Source organism: Streptomyces sp. NPDC058289, from assembly GCF_042880975.1.
GTDB lineage: Bacteria > Actinomycetota > Actinomycetes > Streptomycetales > Streptomycetaceae > Streptomyces > Streptomyces stoeckheimensis.
The window spans coordinates 1-21168 of sequence record NZ_JBHVYI010000063.1 but is presented as its reverse complement, the minus strand read 5'-3'; the positions used below and the strand labels follow the sequence as shown (position 1 = coordinate 21168).

Here is a 21168-nt window from a genome sequence, read left to right as displayed (position 1 = left end):
CAGCCTGATCGACAAGACACCCCCTAGCTAGGGCGTGCTCGTGAAGGAGCGGCGGTAGGAGCGGGGCGGAACTCCCCGGCGTCGCACGAACTGTTCGCGCAGGACCGCCGCGCTGCCGTAGCCGACCCGGCGGGCGATCTCCTCGACCGGCAGGTCCGTGCTCTCCAGGAGCTCCTCCGCGCTGCTCAGCCGCAGGTTCCGCAGCCAGGCGTGCGGGGTGGTGCCCGTGGCGGCGGTGAACCGGCGGGCGAAGGAGCGCTTGCTCATCATGGCGCGGCGGGCCAGTTCCGTGACGGGGAGCGGCTCGTGGAGGTGGTCACGGGCCCAGGCGAGCACCTCGGAGAGCCGCTCGTCCCGGCAGTCCTCGGGGACGGGCGCGGCCAGGTACTGGGCCTGCCCGCCGTCGCGGTGCGAGGGCAGCACCATGTCCCGGGCGACGCCGTTGGCCATGGCGGCCCCGTGCTCCCGGCGCAGCAGGTGCAGGCACAGGTCGAAGCCGGCGGCGGCTCCGGCGCCCGTGACGATCCTGCCCTCGTCGATGTACAGGGCGTCCGCTTCGACGGCGACGTCCGGATGGCGGTGGGCCAGCAGTTCGGCGAACCGCCAGTGCGTGGTGGCCCGTAGCCCGTCGAGCAGCCCCGCCTCGGCGAGCGCGAACGTGCCGACGCAGTGGGCCGCGATCACGGAGCCGCCCCCGTACGCGGAGACCAGCGCCTCCAGCACCGCCGGACCGGGCGGCTTACGGAAACCGGCCCCCGGCAGGGCGATCACCAGATCGGCGGCGGCCAGCCGGTCGAGACCGTGCTCGATGGCGAGCGGCACGCCGATGTCGGTGGGCACCGGCCCGGGCCGCTCGGCGCACAGGGCGAAGTCGAAGCCGGGCAGCCCCTGCCCGTGCGGGCCGAAGACCTCGGAGACGATCCCGACGGCGAGCATGCCGACACCGGGCGGGACGTACGCGGCGACGGTCGCGAAAGGGGGCACGGGGGGCAGTCTGCCAGTTGTGGCACGAATCCTGCGATCACTGGCAGGTGTGCCACTCGTACGCTCCTGGTCGGCGCGGCAGGATTACGGCCATGACGAACACGACGACGGACTTCGCGACCGACACCACGACCGACAACACGGTTGACAACACGGCAGAGATGGCGGCGGACGCAACGGTCACCGCGCAGGACCTGCGCACCGACGCGCCGCTCGGCCGCAGCGCCGTCTACAAGATCCTGACCACCGGCTACGTCGGCTCCACCGGCCCCGGGGTCGCCGCCACCGTCTCCTACGTATCCGATGCCGGCCGGCACTTCATCTTCGACCCGGGCATGGTGGCGAGCCACGCGGACATCCTCGGCCCGCTCGCGGAACTGGGGCTGGGCCCCGAGGACATCACCGACGTGGTGCTCAGCCACCACCACCCGGACAACACCATGAACGTGGGCCTGTTCGGCCGGGCCCGGGTGCACGACCACAAGGTGGAGTACCAGGGCGACCAGTGGACGAACCGGGACGCCGAGGGCTACGAACTCACCCCCTCCCTGCGCCTGATCCGTACGCCGGGACACAGTCACGAGGACATCACCCTGCTGGCCGGGACCGACTCGGGTGTGGTGGCGTTCGCCGGCGACCTGTGGTGGCACGCGCAGGGTCCCGCCGACGACCCGGTGGCCCCGGACCGCGAGGTGCTGCGCGCTTCCCGGCTGCGGGTGCTCGCCGCGGCGGACCTGATCGTCCCCGGTCACGGCGGCCCGTTCGCCGCCGGCGACACCGTGCCGGTCTAGGCCTGCCCCCTCCCTCGCGCCTCCCGCCTTGCTCTCTCTTCGCTCCCTCCTCTCTCCCGGATCGCGTCGGTGGCTGCGGTTTTGCGTCAACTCTCCGCTCATTTAGGTGAGTTGTTGCCATGCTGACCTATCTTCCATGGGGCATACCGGTTCGCCCCAGGAGGTCAGATTGCAGTCCAGGCGCTTCCTCGCCCCACCCCGCGCGCTACGCCGATCCCGTTTGCTCATCGCCTTCGGCCTCGGCGCGCTGCTGATCGGCTTCACGCCGTGGCTCGGGGTCGCGAGCCAGGCCGCGGCCGGCCGGGGCCCGGACCCCCGATCCGCGTCCGTGCCGTTCCCCGCGCCCTTCGGAGACCAGGCGGCGAAGCAGTCGCCGCACCACGGCATCGCACCGGCCAATGCCATGGAGCCGACGGCCCCCGTCCTCGACCGGACCGGATGGACGGCCGTGGCGAGCGACGAGGAGACGGTCCGGGAGAACGGCCGTGCCTCCCAGGTCCTCGACGGTGACACGGCCACGATCTGGCACAGCAGGTGGTCGGGCACCCCGGCCCCCCTCCCGCACAGCATCACCATCGACATGCACCGCACGGCGGTCGTCTCGGCGCTCGTCTACACCCCGCGCACCAACGGGGCCAACGGGCGCGTCGGCGAGTACACCCTCAGTGTCAGCGCGGACGGAGTGAGCTGGCCGGCCCCGGTCGCCGGCGGCACGCTCGCGGACGACGGGAGCGCCAAGACGCTCGGGTTCGCCCCGCAGGGGGCCCGGTTCGTACGGCTGACGGCGCTCACCGAGGCCGGCGGTCGCGGCCCGTGGACCTCCGCCGCCGAGATCAACCTGCTCGGCGACCCCGGCACCCCGGAAGCCACCGTGGACCTGGCCCGCACCGGATGGACGGCCGTGGCGAGCGACGAGGAGACGGTCCGCGAGAACGGTCGTGCCTCCCAGGTCCTCGACGGTGACACCGGCACCCTCTGGCACAGCAGGTGGTCGGGCACACCGGCCCCCCTCCCGCACGGCATCACCATCGACATGCACCGCACGGCCGCGGTCTCCGCACTCGTCTACCACCCCCGCACGAACGGCATCAACGGCCGGGCGGGCGCCTACACCGTCACCACGAGCACCGACGGAGCCGCCTTCGGTGCACCGGTGGCCGCGGGCACCTGGCGCGACGACGACACCGTCAAGACCGCCACCTTCACCCGTACCGCGAACGCCCGCTTCGTACGGCTGACCGTGACCACCGAGGCCGGCGCCCGCGGCCCGTGGACCTCCGCCGCCGAGATCCGCCTGAGCGGGCCGGCCGCCCCCGCCGCCCACGGATCCTGGGGCCGGATCACCGGCTTCCCCCTGGTTCCCGTGGCCACCGCCGTCCTGCCGGGGGACAAACTGCTGGCCTGGTCCGCGTACGCGGTGGACCGCTTCGGCGGCAGCAAGGGCTACACCCAGACCGCGATCCTCGACCTGAAGACCGGCAAGGTCACCCAGCGCCGCATCGACAACACCGGGCACGACATGTTCTGCCCCGGCATAGCCATGCTGGCCGACGGCCGCGTGCTGGTCACCGGGGGCAGCAACGCGGAGAAGGCCAGCATCTACGACCCCGCCACCGGCAGCTGGACCGCCACCGCCGCCATGAACATCCCCCGCGGCTACCAGGCCATGACGCTGCTCTCCACCGGCGAGGCCTTCGTCCTGGGCGGATCCTGGAGCGGGCCCGCGGGCGACAAGGCCGCCGAGGCCTGGTCACCGGTCACCCGAACCTGGCGCGGGCTCCCGGGAGTCCCCGCCCTCCAGGCCTCCACGGCCGACCCGGCCGGACCCTACCGCGCCGACAACCACATGTGGCTGCACGCCACTTCGGGCGGCAAGGTGCTGCAACTGGGCCCGAGCAAGCAGATGAACTGGATCTCGACCACCGGTACGGGCAGCATCACCCCTGCCGGCACCCGGGCCGACAGCGCCGACGCCATGACGGGCAACGCCGTCGCCTACGACATCGGCAAACTGCTCACCCTGGGCGGCTCGCCCGCCTACCAGAACACCCCCGCCACGAGCCGCGCCTACACCGTGAGCATCGCCGGCACCCAGGTCGAAACCGCCCGTACCGGAGACATGGCGTACGCCAGGGCCTTCGCCAACAGCGTGGTCCTGCCCGACGGCAAGGTGATCGTCTTCGGCGGGCAGGGCTACCCGGTCCCCTTCAGCGACGCGACCTCGGTCCTGACCCCCGAACTGTGGGACCCCGCGACCGGCGCCTTCACCCCGCTCGCCACCATGGCCGTGCCGCGCAACTACCACAGCGTGGCCAACCTGTTGCCGGACGGCCGGGTCTTCTCCGGCGGTGGAGGCCTGTGCGGGGACTGCGCCACCAACCACGCCGACGGAGCGGTCTTCACACCGCCGTACCTGCTCAACCCGGACGGATCGCCGAAACCCCGCCCCGAGATCACGGGCAACGTCCCCGCCAGGACGTCCCCGGGCACCTCCCTGACGCTCACCACCTCCACCTCCGCCGCCAGCCCGGCCGCATCCTTCGTCCTGATGCGGGCGGCAGCCGCGACCCACTCCACCGACAACGACCAGCGACGGGTCCCCCTCGCGTCCACGGCCACGGGAACCGGCACCTACAGGGTGTCCATACCCGCCGACCCCGGCGTGGTCCTGCCGGGGAACTACATGCTCTTCGCCCTCGATGCCCAGGGAGTACCGAGCACGGCCCGCTTCCTCACCATCTCCTGACCCCCGTACGCCGCCCGCCCGGCCGGAGCCCCCACGGTCCGGCCGGGCCGCCCCCTCTCTCCTCCCGGGATAGCCCTTTCGGCCATCGCCATCAGACTTCCGGCGCATGCGCCGTTCCACCCTGATGGTGACGATCCGCGGCCTTCGCTCGATTTGGATGGAAGGCAGAGGAAGCCGCCCAAGACGGGCGCCCGGACGGAGTGGTGCGATGAGTGCGCGGAGTACGGCCTGCTGTGTGACGCCCCTGGTCGTGGGGGTGCTGGCCCTGCTCGGGCTCTTCGCGACGGTCCGGTTCAGTGGCGATCTCGGCAAGGCCTGGGCGATCACCTACACGGCTCAGGCGCCGGGATCCGCCCCCTACGAGGTCACCTACCAGGACACCAAGGGCCGCTACCCGTGGGAGGACACCGGCATCCGCAGGCACACCGACCCCGGTACGACGGGGGACTGGCGGCGCGAGGTCGTCATGGCCGACGGCAAGAAGGCCAGGGTGACGGTAACGCCCGCCAAGGGTGCGGTGGCCACCTGCACGATCCTCCTGGACGCCCACAAGACCCTCGCAACCGCCACCTCCCCGGCCCCGGGCCGCCCGGCCGTGTGCGAAGCGGCCGTCGGCCCCTGACATCCGGCACCGTGGCGCCACTACGCTCTGCCCATGGCAGACGACTGGCGGACGGACCGGATCGGGAGCGCGCTGCGCGGCGAAAACCCGACGGTGCTGCGGCGCTTGGCGGCGGGGTTCGCGGTGATCGGCGACGTGCAGTTCCTGCCGGGCTACTCGGTGCTCCTGGCGGACGATCCCGACGCGGAGAGGCTCTCCGACCTCCCCCGGGCGAAACGGCTGGCCTTCCTCTCCGACATGGACCACCTCGCAGAGGCCGTCGAGCGAGCGTGCCGTCGCGCGGACCCGGCCTTCCGGCGGGTCAACCTGGAGATCCTGGGCAACACCGACGGGTTCCTGCACGCCCACGTATGGCCCCGCTTCGACTGGGAGCCGCCCGACGTGGTGGGCAGCCCGGTCTGGCTCTACCCCCGCGACCGCTGGTCCGACGCACAGTCCGCCCTCGCTCCCCGGCACGCCCCACTCCGCAAGGCGATCACGGACGAACTGGACCACCTGCGCCCAGAGAACTGACTCCGGGCAGCCTCCGAGCCGCCCGTCGCCGGCCAATGCGGCGGATACCCGCATCCGGGCAGGCTACGTGGCTTGCGTGGGGGCGGTGAGGGTTGTGGTGAGCCAGTCCGTGGTGGTGGGGCTCCTGTGGCGTGGTGAGGGTGGGCGAGGGGGAGGACACGGCGACGTCGACTACGGCGACCACGGGCACCCCTTGCCGGACACGCTGCTGGAAGCCTTCGCTGCGGAAGCCGGGCGCACCCGCCGGCTGGAGTACGACCCGGCCCGCGACTGGCTGCCCGAACCGGGCTCCTCCACCACGCCCTGACTCCGGTGGCCCGCCGGCCACCGGAGCGGCCCGGCCGGGGCTCGGCCTCAGCCCAGCGGCGCGCGCTGCTTCCCCTGTGACGCGCGGTCGCGCCGGGGGAGCAGGAGCGGGGTGGTCATGGCCAGGAGACCGGCGGCCGCGAGGGCGGTGCGGGGGCCGGTGAAGGCGGCCAGCAGGCCCCACAGGGCGGTCAGTGCGGCAATGGATGCCTTGCTGGTGACCGACCACGCGGACAGGACGCGGGCGACCCGGTCGGGCGGGGTCCGGGTGAGCCGGCGGGTGGCGAACACCGGGTTGAACACGCCCATGCAGGTGATCAGCCCGAACTCGACGGCCATGACGAGTACGAGCCCGCCGGCCCCGGAGTGGACGAGAGCCAGCCAGGGCAGCCAACACGCCCGCAGCACCCCGGCGGTGATCATGACCCGGTGCTGCCCGAACCGCTCGACGAGCCGCGGGGCCAGCCGTGAGCCGAGCAGGCCGCCGACGCAGGGCACGGCGAAGGCGAGCCCGTACTGCCAGGGCGAGAACCCGAGCGGGCCGAGCATGAGGACGGCGAGCAGCGGTGCGGTCGCCATGATCAGGCCGTTGACCAGGATCGTGTTCGCGAAGAGCGGGCGCAGCTCGGAGTCGGCCAGGATGTACCGCCAGCCCTCGAACAGGTCGCGAAAGCGCAGCCGTGGCGGAGCTCCCGCGGGCGAGGCCGGTGCGGCGGGGCGCGTCTCCGCGCCGCCGATCGCGCGGATCCCCGCCGCCGAGAGCAGGTAGCTCACCGCGTTGCCCACCACCGTCATCACCGGCCCGAACACGGCGATCGCGACGCCCCCGAGCGGGGGTCCGAGCATGGTGGCGGTCCAGGTGGTGGATTCGAAGCGGCCGTTCGCGACGATCAGGTCCTCCGGCCGGACGAGCGCCTTCACGCAGGCGCCACTGGCCGCCGTGAAGGCGATGTCCGCGGCGCCGACGACGACCGACACGACCAGGAGCTGGGTGAGGCCGAGCATCCCGAGCGCGTACGCCGCGGGCACGCTCATCAGCGCCGCGAACCGGATCAGGTCCATGGTGATCATCACCGGCCGCTTGCGGCGGAACTCCACCCAGGGGCCGAGCGGCAGTGCCACCACCGCGGCGACGGCCGGCCCCGCGGCCGCCAGCGCGGACACCTCGGCCGGACCGGCGTGCAGGGCGAGGATCGCGATCAGGGCGAAGGCGTCGAACGCGAGCCAGGTGCCGAGCGTGCTGACCGCGTACGCCGCCCAGAGCCACCCGAACTGCCGTCCCAGCGACCGCCTGGTCCTCGTGATCGGCATGATCGGCATGATCGGCGCAGCCCTCGCTCTCTCGTGCACACGGTTCCACGAACAAGCGTACGAATCTACTCGTGTCGACCGGAGCAATCAAAGCGAGCGGCACACCCCCTGGTCAAACGACGCCGCGGAGCCCGCGCCGCACACGGCCCGGCACGGGTCCGGCCCGGCACCCGCGCGATGCGGGGCCGGGCCGGGCCGGAGCGTCGTACGGCCGGCTCAGGGAGCGAGCCGGTAGGCGTTCGTGATCGTCTCCCGGACGGTGTTGCCGGCCTTGTCCTTCAGGTCCACCCGGAACGACACGGCCTTGGCCGCCGCCGGGTGCTGCACGGTCACCGACCGCGCACCCGCCGCGTCCGTGGCCACCGTGAGGAGCCGCCAGGTCGTGCCCCCGTCGAAGGAGACCCTGACCGCCAGAGCGGCGACCTGCCCCTCCCCGGCGGCCGCACCGCCCAGCCGGAGCGGCACCTTCAGCGCGCCGCCCGCCGGTGCCGTTCCGCTCAGGCTCAGCTTCGGCGCGAGCCGCACCGTGGACAGCGGCAACGCCACGGACTCGTCCGTGGCCGGACGGGCCGAGGTGAACGTCCAGATCGCGCTCACCTTCGTGCTGGTCGAGGTGTCCTTGGGGGACCGGCTCGCCTCCTTGGTCAGCCGGTACGTCGCCTTGCCGGCCGGTAGCTCGGCGCTCAGCCAGCCGTTCGGCGGCGTCTCGGCGATGACCCGACCGCCGGACTCCAGCCGGGTGAAGCCGCCGGTGGTGGCGGACGAGCCCTCGTGGCCGGCGCCGTCGTTGAACAGCCCGACATTGAAGTCCACGTAGTCGCCGGACCGGGTCGCGGCCTGCTCCTTCCCGGCCTCCAGATCGGGGCCGACCACGCCGGTGTTGAAGTTCAGCGTGTACCGCCGGCCCGGCTGGTACGACCGGACGTCATGCGTGTAGATCATGCTCGGCTCCCCACGGGAGTTGATCTGCGAGGCGACCCAGGACCAACGCACCCCGCCTTCGGTGCTGACGTACTGGGTGCTCGCCAGCGGCAGGCTCTGCTCGGCGGGGTCCTGTATGCCGGAGGTGTAGCCGCGGGCGTCCGTCGGCGTCGCGTAGACGAAGCCCTTCGCTCCGGTGACCGAGGCGCCGAACCCGAGTTTCACCTCGGCGACGTCGGCCTTCGTGAGCTTGCGGTCGAGCCCGCTGAACCAACTGCCCGAACGGTTGAAGGCCAGCCGGTAGTCGACGCTCTTGCCCGCCGCCCCCGGCGTCTTCCACAGACCGTTGTACTGCGCCCGCAGCGTGGGCGTGGCCGGGCCCAAGTGCTGGGTGAGGATCTTCGTGGACCCGTCCGTGGCCCACATGTCGGACACCATCGCGGCCTCGTCGTAGAACCCGGCGTAGGCGCTCACCAGCTTCGCGGACGGATCCGGCGGGGTGACGGCGAACGGCTTGGCCTTGCGGGAGTCGAAGGCGACCGTGGTCTTCCCGGTGAGCTTCAGCACCGGCTGGACGAAGAAGCCCAGGGTGGAGTCCGGGCCCCAGACGACGCCCTCCAACAGGTAGTCGCCCTTGGGCAGTCGCTGGACGACCGTGCCGCTCGGGTCGTACGGGACCTCGAAGCGGCCCTCCATGCCCGTGCCGAGCTTGGTGATCGTGGTGTAGTACGTCGACGGGTTCGCGCCGTTGACGTCCAGGTGCTTCAGGGTGACGTCGTAGGACTCCACCTCACGCTCGACCACGAGACCGGTGCGCACCTGCTGCCCGTCCCCGGAGGCCAGCACGGTTCCGCCGAAGGCGCCGTCGACGGTGCCCTTGCGGGTGTCGGCGGTGACGGTCGTCGTGGCACTGCCGCCGGCGGGGACCGTGAGCTGGGCGTCCTTGACGGTGAACATGCCGGCCGGTGCCGGGCGGCCGGACGGGTCGGTACCGGCCGTGCTCAACTTCAGCGTGACGGGCTTGGCGCCGTGGTTGCGGTAGGTGAGGGACTTGGACACCGGCTTGTCGTCGGCATGCGGCCAGAGGTGCGTACCGAAGGAGAAGGAACCGGGCTCGGCGGTGACGACGGCCTTGGCTGCCCGGACCAGGTCGGTGCGGCCCGCGCCCTGCTGGTAGGCGTTGAGCTTCGGGTTGGGCGTGGCCGAGGCGGTCAGCAGGGCCTTGATCCGGGCCGCGCTCCAGTTCGGGTGCTGCTGCTTGACCAGCGCCGCGGCGCCCGCGACGTGCGGGGTGGCCATCGAGGTTCCCGACATGCTTACGTAGCCCTCGGGAGGCCCGGGTTCCGTGCCCTGCGTGGTCGCGGCGGCGGTGATCTCGACGCCCGGCGCGGTGATGTCCGGTTTGGCCAGTCCATCGGCGGTCGGACCGCGGCTGGAGAAGTCCGCGAGCTGGTCCTGCTTGTCCACCGCGCCGACGGTGAGCGCCGCCGCGGCGCTACCCGGCGTGCGCATCGTGCCGGCCTTGTCGCCCTCGTTCCCGGCGGCCACCACGAACAGCGCCTTGCCGGAGAGCTGGGCGACCGCTTCCTCCATGGGGTCGACGCCCGGCTGGTCGGGAGAGCCCACGCTCATGTTGACCACCGTCGCGCCCTGGTCCACGGCCCACTGCATACCGCTGACGATCTCGGAGTCGGACCCGAAGCCGTCGTCGCCCAGGACCTTGCCGTCCAGGAGCTGCACGTCGGGTGCCACGCCCTTGTAGAGGCCGCCCGACCGCGCGCCCGACCCGGCGATCGTGGAGGCCACGTGCGTACCGTGCCCGTACCGGTCCTTGGAGTCGGGCGAGCTGCTGAAGTTCTTCTGCAGGGTCTCGACGCCCTTGAGGTCCGGGTGGGTCTCGTCGACCCCCGTGTCCAGGACCGCCACCTTGACGCCCTTACCGGTGAAGCCCGCCTTCCACATGGCGGGCGCGCCTATCTGCGGCACGCTCTTGTCCAGGGTGGCGCTCACCTTGCCGTCCAGCCACAGGTGCGCGACCGGCGGTACGGGCGCGGAGCCCAGCGTGCGGGCGTCCCTCCGTCCGGTGACCGCCGTCCAGAGGGCCGCGGCGTCGGCCTTCTGTGCGTTGAACGCCTCGCCCGCCACCGCGGGCAGTTCGCGACGGTCGCGGGCGACCACCGCAAGCGTGTCGCCGGCGGCCCCGAAGGTCTTGGCCCCCGAGGCGTCGCGCCGGTAGCCGACGATCAGCGGCAGCGTGCTGCGGTGCGCGTCGTCGTACCCGTCCTTCACCAGCTGGGCGACGTCGAACAGCCGCCGGTCGAGCACCCCGTCGGCGACCAGTCGCAGGGCGTCCTGCGGAATGACGTACGTGTGCGCGCCCTCGCGGCGCACCGAGAAGGCGGTCCCCTCACGGCCCGCGCCGCGGAGCAGCTGTTCGACGCTTCCGTCGCCCTTGACGACGACCCGGTCGCCGGTGATCAGGGTCACCGTCGCCGACGGCTTCGATTCCTTCTTCGCCCGGCCCTCGGCCGGACCCCCCTTGCCGTCCTGTGCGGCGGTGCCTGCGGCCAGCGCCGGAGTGACGCCCGCCGACACCGTGCCCGCGATCAGCGTCCCGGTCACCGCTGCGGCGAGCGCCGTCGTTCGGGCCTTCCTTGCGAATCCCACCCGTGTTCCCCCGCGTTCGTGTGCATGCCAATGCGTGTGGGGTATCACGCCGGGTGGGCCCGTTCGGTTCTCCGCGGGCGCGAGAAACATCAACTCGCACGCCAACACGTCCGCGGGGTCACCAGGTGACGGGGAGCTCCCGCAATCCGTAGACGATGGTGTCCCGTTGGAACACGAGCTGCTCCTCGGGTACGGCCAGCCGCAGACCGGGCAGCTTGCGCAGAACGGTTTCCAGCATGATCTGGAGCTCGACCCGCGCCAGGGTGTGGCCCAGGCACTGGTGGGCGCCGTGACCGAAGGCCACGTGGCGGCGCGCATCCCGGGTCACGTCCAGCTCGGCGGGGCAGGTCGCGGCGCCGTCCGGCGAGTCGAACAGCTCCGGCTGCCGGTTGGCGGTGGACAGCATGCAGATCACCCCGTCCCCGGCCCGGATCGCCGCCCCGCCGACCGTCACGTCCTCGGTGGCGGCGCGGCCCAGGCCGAGGTGGATGATCGTGAGGTAGCGCAGCAGCTCCTCCACCGCCCCGGGAATCAGGGCCGGTTCGGCCCGCAGCCGGGCGGCCTGGTCGGGTCGGCGCAGCAGGGCCAGGACACTGAGCGCCGCCATGTTGGTGGTGCTCTCGTGGCCGGTGATCAGGAGCATGAACCCGAGCGAGGCCGTTTCCCGCGCGGTCAGGTCGGGCCGGACGGCGAGCCGGCTGAGGATGTCGTCCCCGGGATCCCGCCGCTTCCGCTCGGCCAGCCCGGCCAGGTAGCCCATCAGCTCGCGGTGCGCCTCGGCGGCCCGTCCGGGGTCGGTGGTGTTGTCGAGCAGGGTCCGGCTGAGCGACTGGAACAGCGCGTGGTCCTCGTACGGGACCCCCAGCATCAGGCAGATGACCAGCGACGGGACCGGCAGCGCGAAGTCCGCGACGAGGTCGGCGGTGCGGCGGCCGTCCGCGGTCATGGCCTCGACGGCGGCCTCGACCACGTCCGCGATGGCGGGGCGCAGTTCCTGGACCCGACGGGTCAGGAAGTCCTTGGCGACCATCCGGCGCAGCCGGGCGTGCTCCGGGTCGTCCATCCGGATGAAGCTGGGCTGAGCGGTGGCCAGTTGACGCTGGCCGGGGGAGAGGAAGGGGAACCCGGGGGTGCGCGCATCGGCGCTGAAACGGGCGTCGGCGAGCACTGCCCGCACCTCCGGGTAACCCGTCACGAGCCAGCAGGGGGTGCCGTCGGGCAGCTCGGCGAGACTGACCGGTGCTTCGGAGGCGGCCTGCGTGTAGCCGGGCGGCGGGTCGTAGGGGCAGGCGCCGTACGGGGAGGGCAGGGCGAGCGGGACCGTGGCCGGGATGCCGGCGGCAGCGTCGGCGACGGAGGCGTCGGAGGCAACGGCGCCGTCGGCGGCGCTCGGAGTGGTGGTGGTGACGGTCATGGTGGCGGATCTCATCCGGAGGGGGTTCGGCCGCCGTCGGGCGGGGTGTGGAGGGCGCCGAGCGTGGCGCACATGGTGGCGCACTGCCCGGCGAGGATCAGCAGTTCGATCAGCTGGTCGGGGCGCAGTCCGCCCGCCAGCCGGTCCCACAGCGGCTGCGGCAGAGGCTGCCCGGCCGCGAGCGCGTCGGAGGCCTCCAGCAGGGCCACATCCTGGGCGGACCAGGGGTGTCGGGCAAGGGGCAAGGCGGTGGCCGCCACCTCCCGGGGGTCCAGCCCGGCGTCGGCGGCGACCGCACGGTGGCGGTCGAACACGAAGGACCCGCCGCGGCGGTGCGCGGTGCGCAGGACGACCAGCTCACGCTGACGGCTCGTCAAAGTGCCTTCGTGGGTCAGGACCCGGGCGAGGGAGAGCCAGGCGTGGGCAAGTCCGGGATGGTGGGCGAGGGTCCCGAAGAGGTTCACCCGGCCCGGTCCGTCCTTGGCGGATCCGGCCAGCAGTGCGCGCAGCGCGGGTGTCCACTGCTCGGGCGGCAGCGGGGTGATGCGTACGGGGCGCTCGGGCTGTTCGGCGGTCATCGGGCTCACCACCGGCAGATGACGACGCCGGCGCTCGCGCCGCTCGCGAACCCGAACATGCCCACCAGGTCGCCCGGGTGGAGCCGGTCCGAGTTCAGGGCGGTGGCCAGTTGCAGGGGGATGGTGTTGGTCGCGACGTTGCCGTGCGCGGGGAACGTGGACAGGATCCGCGAGGGATCCACGCCCACCCAGCCGCACGCCACCCGGGTGAAGGGCACGGACGGCTGGTGCACGCAGACGAGGTCGAAGTCCTCGACGTCCACCCCGAGTTCGCGGACCGCCCCGCGCACCTTGGCCGGCATCCCGTCGAATGAGGCCACGAGCCGGGCCGAGTCGATCTCCAGGCGGCCCATCGTGCGGTGGTTCGCGTACGGATTGGGCAGCGTCGCCGCCTGCCAGCCCCAGGAGTTGGCGAAGAAGCGGCTCCCGAGGATCCCGGGCCTCGTGCTCGCGGATACCAGGACCGCCGAGCCCATGTCACCCGTGCTCAGGCTCGGCAGGGCGCCCAGCACCTCGTCCGGGTCCGTGACGCTCCAGCGACTCTCCCGGGTGCTGACCTCGCCGCTGGTGATCAGCACCCGCCGGTACTGTCCGGTCCGAACGAAGGCGTCGGCCACCTCCAGCGCGTTCAGCACGCCGTTGCAGGCGTTCTTGAGGTCGAACACCGGGCAGTCCAGGCCGAGTTTGGCCGCCACCACATGGGCGGTGGCCGGTTCCTCCATATCGGCGAGGATGCCGGCGTACAGCAGCAGGTCCACCTTCCGGGCGGGGGTGCCGCTCTCATCCAGCAGCCTGCGGGCGGCGTGCACCGCCAGGTCGGAGGGCTGCTCCTCGGGCGGGGCCACCGTGCGCTGGGCCAGACCGTACATGTGCTGGAGCACACCCCGGGACATCGGGATGCCGGGGCTGCCCGCCCGGAAACGGTCCTCGACCGCGGAGACGCTCTGGCGCTCCTGCGGTACGTGGACGGTGGCGTGGACGACGGCACTGTGAACGGCCAAGAGTACGGAGCCTTCTGCTGGAGGGGGACGGTGGCGGTCAGGGCGCGGTGAGGAGGAGCACCACGTTGTGCCCGCCGAAACCGAAGGAGTGACTGACGGCGGCGGCGACCCGCTGCTCGCGCACCGCGCCGGTCACGCAGTCGATGTCATAGGGAGAGCCGGAGTCACAACCGGAGCCGCCCGCCGTGAGGTTGGCGATCGGCGGCACCCTGGAGTCCCGGATGGCGAGCGCGGTGAGCGCGGCCTCCACGGCGCCGGCGGCGCCGAGGGTGTGGCCGAGCACCCCCTTGGGTGCGGTCACGCTGGGGCCGTGCGGCAGCACGCGTGCGATGAGTGCGGCCTCGGTGCGGTCGTTGAGGGGGGTGGAGGTTCCGTGGGCGTTGACGTGGTCGACGTCGGCCGCGGACAGTCCGGCTTCGGCGAGCGCCGCCCGCAGGGCCGCCTCGGCGTACTCCCCGCCGGGGGACGGCGCCGTCGGATGGTGTGCGTCCGAGGTGAGGCCGGCTCCGGCGAGGTGCGCGTATCCGCGCCGCCCGCGGGCCGCCGCGTCCGCCGGCCGCTCCAGTACGAGCACTGCGGCCCCCTCGGCGATGACGAAGCCGTCCCGGTCCGCCGAGAACGGCCTGGAGGCCAGGTCGGGCCGGTCCACCCGCCCGGACAGGGCGCCCATCCGGGCGAACCCGGTGGTGACCACCGGGGTCACGGCGGCCTCCGAGCCGCCGGCGATCGCGATGTCGCAGGCGCCGGAAAGCAGCAGGTCCCGGGCGACGGCCAAGGCGGTGGCCCCGGAGGAACAGGCCGTCTCGGTGGCCAGGGAGGGGCCGTGGGCGCCGAGGTCCGCCGACACCTCGCCGGCGGCCATGTTGGGGATGAGCATCGGGATGAGGGAGGGCGAGACCAGGTCGGGTCCCCCCTGGTGGTGGCGCAGGGTCTGGGTCTCCAGGTGGGCGGCTCCGGCCAGTCCCGAGCCGATCACCACGGCCACGCGCGCCCCGTCCCAGGAGGCGGGGTCGAGTCCGGCGTCGGCCACGGCCTCCCGGGCCGCCAGGACCGCGAGCTGCGTGAAGCGGCCCATCCGCCAGGCCTTGCGGCCGCCGATGCGTCCCTGTTCGGGGGTCATGGCCGGGATCCGGCAGGAGAAGTCGACCGGGCAGTCCTTCAGCTCGGGATCGGTGTCCGCGGTCGAGCGGCCCCGGAGCACTCCGGCCCAGGTGTCCTCGCGGCCGACCCCGGCCGGGGTGATCAACCCCAGGCCGGTGACGGCGACGGCACGGGGGTGCGGGGAGCCCGTCACAGGGCTTCCTGCTCGGTCCGCTTGGAGTGGAGCACGGCCACGAGCTCGCCGATGGTGGTGCGCTTGGCGGCCTCGTGCTCCTCGACCTTCACACCGAGCTCCTCCTGGAGGGCGAGGGCCAGTTCGGCGAGGGCGAGCGAGTCCAGGTCAAGGCTTTCCAGGGTGGCGTCGGGCAGGACGCTCTCGGGGGAGACTTCGAACTTCTCGGTGAGCACGGTGGTGAGGACGGTCTGGACCGGGGGCATGGCGTGGTGTCCTTCCGGGACGGGTGGCGATCGGCGAGCGGGCAGGGTGAAGCAGGCAGGGGGAAGCGGACAGGGGGAAGTGGGCAGGGTGAAGCGGCCAGGATCGGGGATCGAGATCAGGGATCAGGGATCACGGCTGAGGGCGCGAAGGCCGCTTCGGGGCGGGTGGCCGACGCGGTGGGGAGCCGGGACCTCGTGGGGAGCCCGGTGGCGTGAAGGAGCGGTCGAGCTCAGGGCGCCGGTTCGATGCCGGGCACCGCACGCTCGAGCCGCGGCCAGAGCACGGCCGCCGAGCCCCAGGTGAGCCCGGCGCCGAAGGTGGTGAGCAACACCCTTTCCCCGGCGCGCAGTTCGCCGCGCGAGGCGGCGTCGGCCAGAGCGAGCGGGATGGACGCGGCGCCGGTGTTGCCGACCCGCTCGATGTTGGTCACCTGGCGCGGACCGGGGACCGGCAGGCGCTCCCCGACGGCCTTCACGATGCGGGCGTTGGCCTGGTGGGCGCAGAACCGGTCCACGTCCTCGGGCGACCAGCCTGCGTGTTTCAGTACGGTCTGCGAGGACTGGGTCATCCGGGTCACCGCGTGCTGGAACACCTCGCGCCCCTGCATGCGGAAGTGCCGGTCGCCGGGGCCGTAGGCGTCCGGGGTCGACCGCTCCCGGGCTCCACCGCCGCGCACCTCGATCAGCTCGTCGCCCGAGCCGTCGCTGCCGAGGTCGAAGGCGAGGATGCTCCCCGGTTCCCCGGAGCGCCCCCTGCGGAGTACGACGGCACCTGCGCCGTCGCCGAAGACGATGCCGGCCGAGTGGTCCTCGGGGTCCAGGAGGGTCGAGTACAGGTCGGCCGCCACGAGCAGGACCCGGTCCGCGCAGCCGGACAGCAGGGCGCCGGCGGCGGTTGCGAGCCCGTACAGGAAGCCGCTGCAGGCTGCGTTCACGTCCCAGGCCGCAGCGCCGCCCAGGCCCAGACGGGTGGCCAGTTGCGGGGCCATGGCCGGCATCGGCCGGTCCGGGGTGGAGGTGGCCACGAGCACGGTGTCCACCGGAGCGCCGCCCGCCACGGCCAGGGCGCGCCGCCCCGCTTCGAGGGCGAGCTCGCCGGTCGAGACGCCGGGTTCGGCCCGGCGTCGCTCGCGGATCCCGGTGCGGCGGTGCACCCAGGTGTCGTCGACGCCCCAGGCCGAGGGGAGTCCGGCATTGGCGACCACCCGGGACGGAACGTATCCGGCGATTCCCTCCAGCACCGCCGCGGGCGGGGCGGACCGGGTGGTCGGGGATGTCAACTGGTCTTCTGGGCAAGGCAAGAGGGAGGTCACGCACGTCTCTCAGGAGGGATCTCGGGGGAGCGGCACGACTGTAGGACGGGTCAAGATCACGGCGGGCGCCGAGGCGAAGGGGAACGGATGTGCTGGACGCCTGCTTTGGCGGCATCGCCGCAGCTCAGGGGGTGTGGAGGGAGAAACGTTACGGCCGATGGGCCATCGGGGTATCGCCCCAAAGGTTGAACCAGGTAGGGCTGTCCAGGCGTCCTGCTGACGCCGGGGTGCTGCCGGTGCTGCCGCCCTCGGGGCCATCAACCGCTTCCACGGCCCGAGGGCAACGGTGGGGACGGGGTGCCGTTGTTGAACGTGTTGCACGCGCACCCCTCCCGGGCCGCTCCGGGGCACGCGATGCCGGGAGGGGGCCGGGAGGGGCCGGGCAATGAAGTGGTGCGGGCCTGCCGTCAGTCGACCTGGAGTTCGCCCATCCGGCTCCAGCCGGTCGCACCCTCGATGGTGGTGCTGACGATCTCCGGCGTCCGGGTGACCAGGGGGCGCATGGTCTCCAGGGCCTTGCCGAAGTGCGCGGAGGTGACGTGCGCTTCGGCGGCGTCGTCCTGGAACGCCTCGACCAGCACGTAGGTGTCGGGCTCTTCCAGGCTGCGGGACCACTCGAACCACAGGTTGCCCGCCTCGCCACGGGTGGCCTGAGTGAACTCCGCGACCAGCTCGGGCCACTGGTCGACGTACTCGGACTTGACGGGGAATTTGACCACAATGAAGATCATTCGAGCATTGTAGGCGCGAGCCCGCCGGGGCCTACGGAGCCGCCGCCGCCGGCGCCGGCGCCGGGAAGGCGGTGGCGGTGAGCGCCGCCGCGAGGTCCTCCTTGCGCATCCGCTGGTCGACGTAGATCAGGGCGATGACCAGTTGTGGGTAGCTGAACTGGAACAGCGCGCTGATGACACCGCCGAGCAGCATGGTCGCGGCGTAGATCACGAATCCGAAGATCAGGGTGCTGAGCTCCGGTGTGGGATCGCCGGTCCCCGGCAGGGTCGGGAAGAGGCCGAACATGCCGACGAAGCCGAACGGCGTCTGGATGGCGTACCCCACGGCCATCGCCACGACGTAACCGAGCAGCGAAATGCCGAACACCCTCCACCAGCCGTCGCGGACCAGGTGCGAAGAGCGCCGCAGGGCCGCGACGGGGCCGAGTCCTTCGCACACCGCCACTGCGGGCGCGAGGCTGAACCGGACCATGAGCCAGATGGAGAAGGGCACGGACAGGAGCAGGCCCAGGAGGAGCACGAAGAAGGCGGCCGGCGGGCCCGAGCTGTCCAGGTCCGTGGACGTGATGATCAGCGGGATGCAGATCGCGTACAGCACGAGCGCCGGCCCGCCCGCGATCAGTGCGGTGAGCAGTACGGTCCCGAGCACCGACGGCAGCCGTGAGCAACTGCGGCGCCAGAGCGAGCCGAAGGTCACGGAGCGGCCGAGCACCGCCTCCTGGATCAACGCGGGGCACAGGGCGCTGAACATCGCCGCGCCCACCGTCATCGCGACGAGCATCACCACGCCCGCCGGTACGAAGGACAGGAAGAAGGCCGCCACGTCCGAGCCCTGGGGGTCTTCCCCCGGGGCGAGATCGAAGACGGCGGAGAACCGGTCTTGGGCGGCCACGAAGGTGACGGCGAGAGCGGCGGCAACGAGCAGGATCCCGATGCCCTGTACTACGGCCATGACGCCGATCAGGGGCTTCCAGTACCGCCGGAAAGTCCCGAAGGCCCCTCCCAGCACATCGCCCGTCCCGAGCGGGCGCAGAGGTATGACGCCCGGCTGTGGTGCGGGAGGCGGCATCCAGCCACCTCCCCACTGCGGCGGCATGGGCTGACCCGGGTGGTTACCCCACCCAGTGTGATGCGACATCGTTGTTCCCCCTCGAATGAAGGGATACCGTAACCCGCCCGTGAAAGCCCTGGCCAAGGCCCCCGTCACGTCCCTCCGGTCCTCAGCGGGCGTCCCCGTCCAGGGGGACCACGAGTCCGATGGTTTCGGCCGCCACGGCAACGGCGTAGTCGAAGAAGGCGGCCTCGTCCCGGACGCTGTCGTGGGTACGGCTGAAGACCTGGAACACCAGGAGTCCGATCAGGCTGCTCCACAGCACGATCCCGCGCTCGATGACGTCCGAGAACGGCGCCGGGGGCAAGCCGCCGAAGGCCTCCACGGCAGCCGGCAGCAGCAGGGGCGGGCCGGGCACCGTCCGCCGGGACGGGGTGAGTTCGCCGCCCTCCAGGGCCGAGCCCACGATACGGGCGAGGACGCCGGGCGTGCGGGAGGCGGGCAGGACGGTGTCCTGCGGGGCGTGGTAACCGGGTACGGGCGATCCGTAGATCAGGGTGAACTCGGCGGGGTGGTCGAAGGACCACTGCCGCAGCGCACGCGTGACCGCGAGCAGCCTCGCACCCGCCGGTGCGCCGAGGCCGGCGGCTGCCTCGTCGGCCTGCTCCATGGCGGCGCCGGACGCGTCGTAGGCATCGATGACCAGCGCGGTCAGCAGGTCGTCCCGGTGCGGGAAGAGGGCTCGCACCTCGTCGGCGGCACGACCGCAGTCCTGCGCGACCGAGTCCAGGGACAGCCCTGCGCCGCCCAGCTTCAGCAGGTGCACCCGCGCGGTGTCCTTGACCAATTCTGACAGGATCACGTCGCCGGATGTCGAATTCGTTGCGTAATCGTCCATGCCGAAACCGTACCTGTCGTCGACAACTGCCCTGTGTGCGGCCTCCGTAGGGCACCGGACCAGGCGCCGGCCCCGGGCCCGGACCATGCACCGGACCGAGGGCCCCGGCCGGCCGCGGCGCCCGAGTGCGCTGATGTCGTCGTACGCCGCCCCGCCCCGGGTGCGTGAAGATCGCAGGTGGGTACGACCGCAGACGGAGGGCTCCATGGCATCCAGGGACACGGGCACCGGTACGGGCTCGGGCATGGGCTCGGGCTCGGGCACGGATACGGATACGGACCGGCCCGGCCGGATCGAGGCCCACGGCATCGACCACGTTCCCGACCGGGAACGCCACGGCCGGGCCCGCGAGCTGTTCCCCGTCTGGGCGGCGGCGAACGTGAACTACCTGAGCATGGTGGTCGGCGGCGCCCTGATCCTCATGGGCCTGAGCCTGGGTCAGGCCGTCGCGGTCATCGTGGCGGGCAGCCTGTTCTGGGCTCCGATCGGCCTGCTCGCCGTTTCGGGCCCGGCCTCGGGCACGCCGAGCGAGGTGATCGCGCGGGCGATGTACGGCATCCGCGGCAACCGGGTGAACATCGCCGTCAACGGCTGGCTGCTCTGCATCTGCTACATCGCCCTCAACCTGGCCGCCGCCGCGGTCGCCGCCTTCGTCCTCGTGGAGAAGGCGGGCATCGACACCAACAGCGGTGTCAAGGTCGCCGTCGTGGTGGTCATCGCCGCCCTCACCCTGGCCATCGGCGTCTACGGACACGCCACCATGGTGAAGCTCTACCCGCCGATCGCGATCGCCCTCACGGTCACGTTCGCCGTCGTCGCCGTCTTCGTGTGCGCTCGCGCCGACCTCGGCCGCCAGCCCGCGGAGCCACTGAGCGGTGGCGCCCTGCGGGCCGCCCTCGCGGCCGGCCTCACGCTCATCGCCTCGGGCCCGCTCTCGTACACCAACAGCGCGGACTTCTCCCGCTACCTGCCGCGAACGACCTCCCCGATGGCCGTCGCGGGCTGGACCGCGCTCGGCGGATTCCTGCCCGGCGTCCTCCTCACCTCACTGGGCGCCCTCGCCGCGACCGTCGTGGACATGGCCGAACCGCAGGCCGGACTGGAGGGCATCCTGCCCTCCTGGTTCTCACCCGTCTTCCTGTCCGCGATCGTGCTCGGCACGATCGCCAACAACGCCATGACCGCCTACAGCTCCGGCCTCGCCCTCCAGGCCGCCGGCGTCCGCGTCCGCCGCTCCCTCGGAGTCCTCGTCGACGGAGCGCTCGGGGTCGCGGTGACCCTGTACGCGCTCCTCGTCTCCGACTTCCTCGACACGGTCGCCAACCTCCTCCAGCTGACCGTCGTCGTGCTCGGGCCCAGCACGGCCGTCTACGCCACCGACATCCTGCTGCGCGGCGGCCGCTACGACGGCCTCGCGCTCACCGACGAAACCCCGGGCGGCCCCTTCTGGTACACCGGGGGCGTCAACTGGGCGGGCGCGCTGGCCCTGACGGCGGGCATCGCGGCATCCGCCCTGTGCGTGGACACCCTGTACACGGGCCCCGTCGCCCGGGCCCTGGGCGGCGCGGACCTCTCCCTGCCCGCCGGCATCGTCGTGGCGGCCTCCGTCTACGGGCTCCTGATGCGCCGGTCCCTACGGGGTCGGGCCCCCGCGCCGCCGGGGGGGGGCGGGGGGGCCCGGGGGGGCGGGCGCCGAGTGGGGGGGCTGCCCCCCCCAAAGGGGGGGGAGGGCGCCCCCCCCCGCCGCCCGCGGGGAGCCGGCGCCCCCCCGCGGGGGGGTGG

General features: G+C 72.6%; 18 protein-coding genes. 6 read left to right on the top strand and 12 right to left on the bottom strand.

The window, feature by feature from the left end; translation table 11 throughout:
* Positions 1 to 27 precede the first annotated feature (27 nt).
* Positions 28 to 936, bottom strand: coding sequence for a GlxA family transcriptional regulator (locus tag ACFVX6_RS27980; protein WP_389696049.1), 909 nt, complete (start codon positions 934 to 936; stop codon positions 28 to 30).
* 209 nt (positions 937 to 1145) lie between these two features.
* On the opposite strand from ACFVX6_RS27980, the gene ACFVX6_RS27975 reads away from it, so the two are divergent.
* The 5 genes from ACFVX6_RS27975 to ACFVX6_RS27955 all read left to right on the top strand — a co-directional run bounded on the left by ACFVX6_RS27975 (position 1146) and on the right by ACFVX6_RS27955 (position 5963).
* Complete coding sequence (locus ACFVX6_RS27975; RefSeq protein ID WP_389696047.1) at positions 1146 to 1775, top strand: MBL fold metallo-hydrolase; 630 nt, start codon at positions 1146 to 1148, stop codon at positions 1773 to 1775.
* A 220-nt stretch (positions 1776 to 1995) separates the two neighbouring features.
* Positions 1996 to 4521 carry a discoidin domain-containing protein gene (locus ACFVX6_RS27970; protein WP_389695999.1) on the top strand — a complete coding sequence of 842 codons (2526 nt, stop codon included), beginning with the start codon at positions 1996 to 1998 and terminating at the stop codon, positions 4519 to 4521.
* Positions 4522 to 4729: 208 nt separating this feature from the next.
* Positions 4730 to 5143 carry a hypothetical protein gene (locus tag ACFVX6_RS27965; protein ID WP_389695998.1) on the top strand — a complete coding sequence of 138 codons (414 nt, stop codon included), beginning with the start codon at positions 4730 to 4732 and terminating at the stop codon, positions 5141 to 5143.
* 33 nt (positions 5144 to 5176) lie between these two features.
* A complete protein-coding gene (locus tag ACFVX6_RS27960; protein ID WP_389695996.1) occupies positions 5177 to 5656 on the top strand; it encodes a diadenosine tetraphosphate hydrolase in 480 nt (159 codons plus the stop codon).
* A gap of 97 nt (positions 5657 to 5753) precedes the next feature.
* Positions 5754 to 5963: a hypothetical protein gene (locus ACFVX6_RS27955; protein ID WP_389695994.1), complete on the top strand. Its 210-nt coding sequence runs from the start codon at positions 5754 to 5756 to the stop codon at positions 5961 to 5963.
* 47 nt (positions 5964 to 6010) lie between these two features.
* On the opposite strand, the gene ACFVX6_RS27950 is transcribed toward ACFVX6_RS27955, so the two are convergent.
* From ACFVX6_RS27950 to ACFVX6_RS27900, 11 genes are all read right to left on the bottom strand, one after another.
* Positions 6011 to 7273 (bottom strand): MFS transporter, encoded by a 1263-nt coding sequence (locus ACFVX6_RS27950; RefSeq protein WP_389695992.1) that lies wholly within the window; start codon positions 7271 to 7273, stop codon positions 6011 to 6013.
* 216 nt (positions 7274 to 7489) lie between these two features.
* Positions 7490 to 10861, bottom strand: coding sequence for a S8 family serine peptidase (locus ACFVX6_RS27945; protein WP_389695990.1), 3372 nt, complete (start codon positions 10859 to 10861; stop codon positions 7490 to 7492).
* Positions 10862 to 10979: 118 nt separating this feature from the next.
* Positions 10980 to 12290, bottom strand: coding sequence for a cytochrome P450 (locus ACFVX6_RS27940; RefSeq protein ID WP_389695988.1), 1311 nt, complete (start codon positions 12288 to 12290; stop codon positions 10980 to 10982).
* Positions 12287 to 12853: a carboxymuconolactone decarboxylase family protein gene (locus ACFVX6_RS27935; protein ID WP_389695986.1), complete on the bottom strand. Its 567-nt coding sequence runs from the start codon at positions 12851 to 12853 to the stop codon at positions 12287 to 12289. The genes ACFVX6_RS27940 and ACFVX6_RS27935 overlap by 4 nt, the downstream gene beginning before the upstream one ends.
* Positions 12854 to 12858: 5 nt before the next feature.
* On the bottom strand, positions 12859 to 13854 hold the full coding sequence (locus ACFVX6_RS27930) for a 3-oxoacyl-ACP synthase III family protein (protein ID WP_389695984.1): 996 nt from the start codon (positions 13852 to 13854) through the stop codon (positions 12859 to 12861).
* A gap of 37 nt (positions 13855 to 13891) precedes the next feature.
* Positions 13892 to 15148 carry a beta-ketoacyl-[acyl-carrier-protein] synthase family protein gene (locus ACFVX6_RS27925; RefSeq protein WP_389695982.1) on the bottom strand — a complete coding sequence of 419 codons (1257 nt, stop codon included), beginning with the start codon at positions 15146 to 15148 and terminating at the stop codon, positions 13892 to 13894.
* On the bottom strand, positions 15145 to 15393 hold the full coding sequence (locus ACFVX6_RS27920; protein WP_389695980.1) for a phosphopantetheine-binding protein: 249 nt from the start codon (positions 15391 to 15393) through the stop codon (positions 15145 to 15147). Before ACFVX6_RS27920 ends, ACFVX6_RS27925 begins: the two co-directional genes overlap by 4 nt.
* A 230-nt stretch (positions 15394 to 15623) precedes the next feature.
* On the bottom strand, positions 15624 to 16673 hold the full coding sequence (locus ACFVX6_RS27915; protein ID WP_389695978.1) for a beta-ketoacyl-ACP synthase 3: 1050 nt from the start codon (positions 16671 to 16673) through the stop codon (positions 15624 to 15626).
* A gap of 440 nt (positions 16674 to 17113) precedes the next feature.
* Entirely contained in the window at positions 17114 to 17437 is a 324-nt protein-coding gene (locus ACFVX6_RS27910; protein WP_389695976.1) for a putative quinol monooxygenase, read from the bottom strand.
* A gap of 31 nt (positions 17438 to 17468) precedes the next feature.
* On the bottom strand, positions 17469 to 18389 hold the full coding sequence (locus ACFVX6_RS27905; protein WP_389695974.1) for a hypothetical protein: 921 nt from the start codon (positions 18387 to 18389) through the stop codon (positions 17469 to 17471).
* A gap of 268 nt (positions 18390 to 18657) precedes the next feature.
* Positions 18658 to 19386 carry a TetR-like C-terminal domain-containing protein gene (locus tag ACFVX6_RS27900; RefSeq protein ID WP_389695972.1) on the bottom strand — a complete coding sequence of 243 codons (729 nt, stop codon included), beginning with the start codon at positions 19384 to 19386 and terminating at the stop codon, positions 18658 to 18660.
* Between the two features lie 244 nt (positions 19387 to 19630).
* Here ACFVX6_RS27900 and ACFVX6_RS27895 point away from each other — a divergent pair.
* Positions 19631 to 21168: purine-cytosine permease family protein (locus tag ACFVX6_RS27895; protein ID WP_389696045.1), on the top strand; the 1538-nt coding region annotated here is incomplete at its 3' end.

What these genes read in the sequence shown, in the direction of transcription:
- ACFVX6_RS27975 (WP_389696047.1), top strand. Translation starts at nt 1,146, where the DNA reads ATGGCGGCGGACGCAACGGTCACCGCGCAGGACCTGCGCACCGACGCG.
- ACFVX6_RS27960 (WP_389695996.1), top strand. Translation starts at nt 5,177, where the DNA reads ATGGCAGACGACTGGCGGACGGACCGGATCGGGAGCGCGCTGCGCGGC.
- ACFVX6_RS27900 (WP_389695972.1), bottom strand. Translation starts at nt 19,386, where the DNA reads ATGGACGATTACGCAACGAATTCGACATCCGGCGACGTGATCCTGTCA.
- ACFVX6_RS27940 (WP_389695988.1), bottom strand. Translation starts at nt 12,290, where the DNA reads ATGAGATCCGCCACCATGACCGTCACCACCACCACTCCGAGCGCCGCC.
- ACFVX6_RS27905 (WP_389695974.1), bottom strand. Translation starts at nt 18,389, where the DNA reads ATGGCCGTAGTACAGGGCATCGGGATCCTGCTCGTTGCCGCCGCTCTC.
- ACFVX6_RS27950 (WP_389695992.1), bottom strand. Translation starts at nt 7,273, where the DNA reads ATGCCGATCACGAGGACCAGGCGGTCGCTGGGACGGCAGTTCGGGTGG.
- ACFVX6_RS27910 (WP_389695976.1), bottom strand. Translation starts at nt 17,437, where the DNA reads ATGATCTTCATTGTGGTCAAATTCCCCGTCAAGTCCGAGTACGTCGAC.
- ACFVX6_RS27965 (WP_389695998.1), top strand. Translation starts at nt 4,730, where the DNA reads ATGAGTGCGCGGAGTACGGCCTGCTGTGTGACGCCCCTGGTCGTGGGG.
- ACFVX6_RS27935 (WP_389695986.1), bottom strand. Translation starts at nt 12,853, where the DNA reads ATGACCGCCGAACAGCCCGAGCGCCCCGTACGCATCACCCCGCTGCCG.
- ACFVX6_RS27980 (WP_389696049.1), bottom strand. Translation starts at nt 936, where the DNA reads ATGCTCGCCGTCGGGATCGTCTCCGAGGTCTTCGGCCCGCACGGGCAG.
- ACFVX6_RS27920 (WP_389695980.1), bottom strand. Translation starts at nt 15,393, where the DNA reads ATGCCCCCGGTCCAGACCGTCCTCACCACCGTGCTCACCGAGAAGTTC.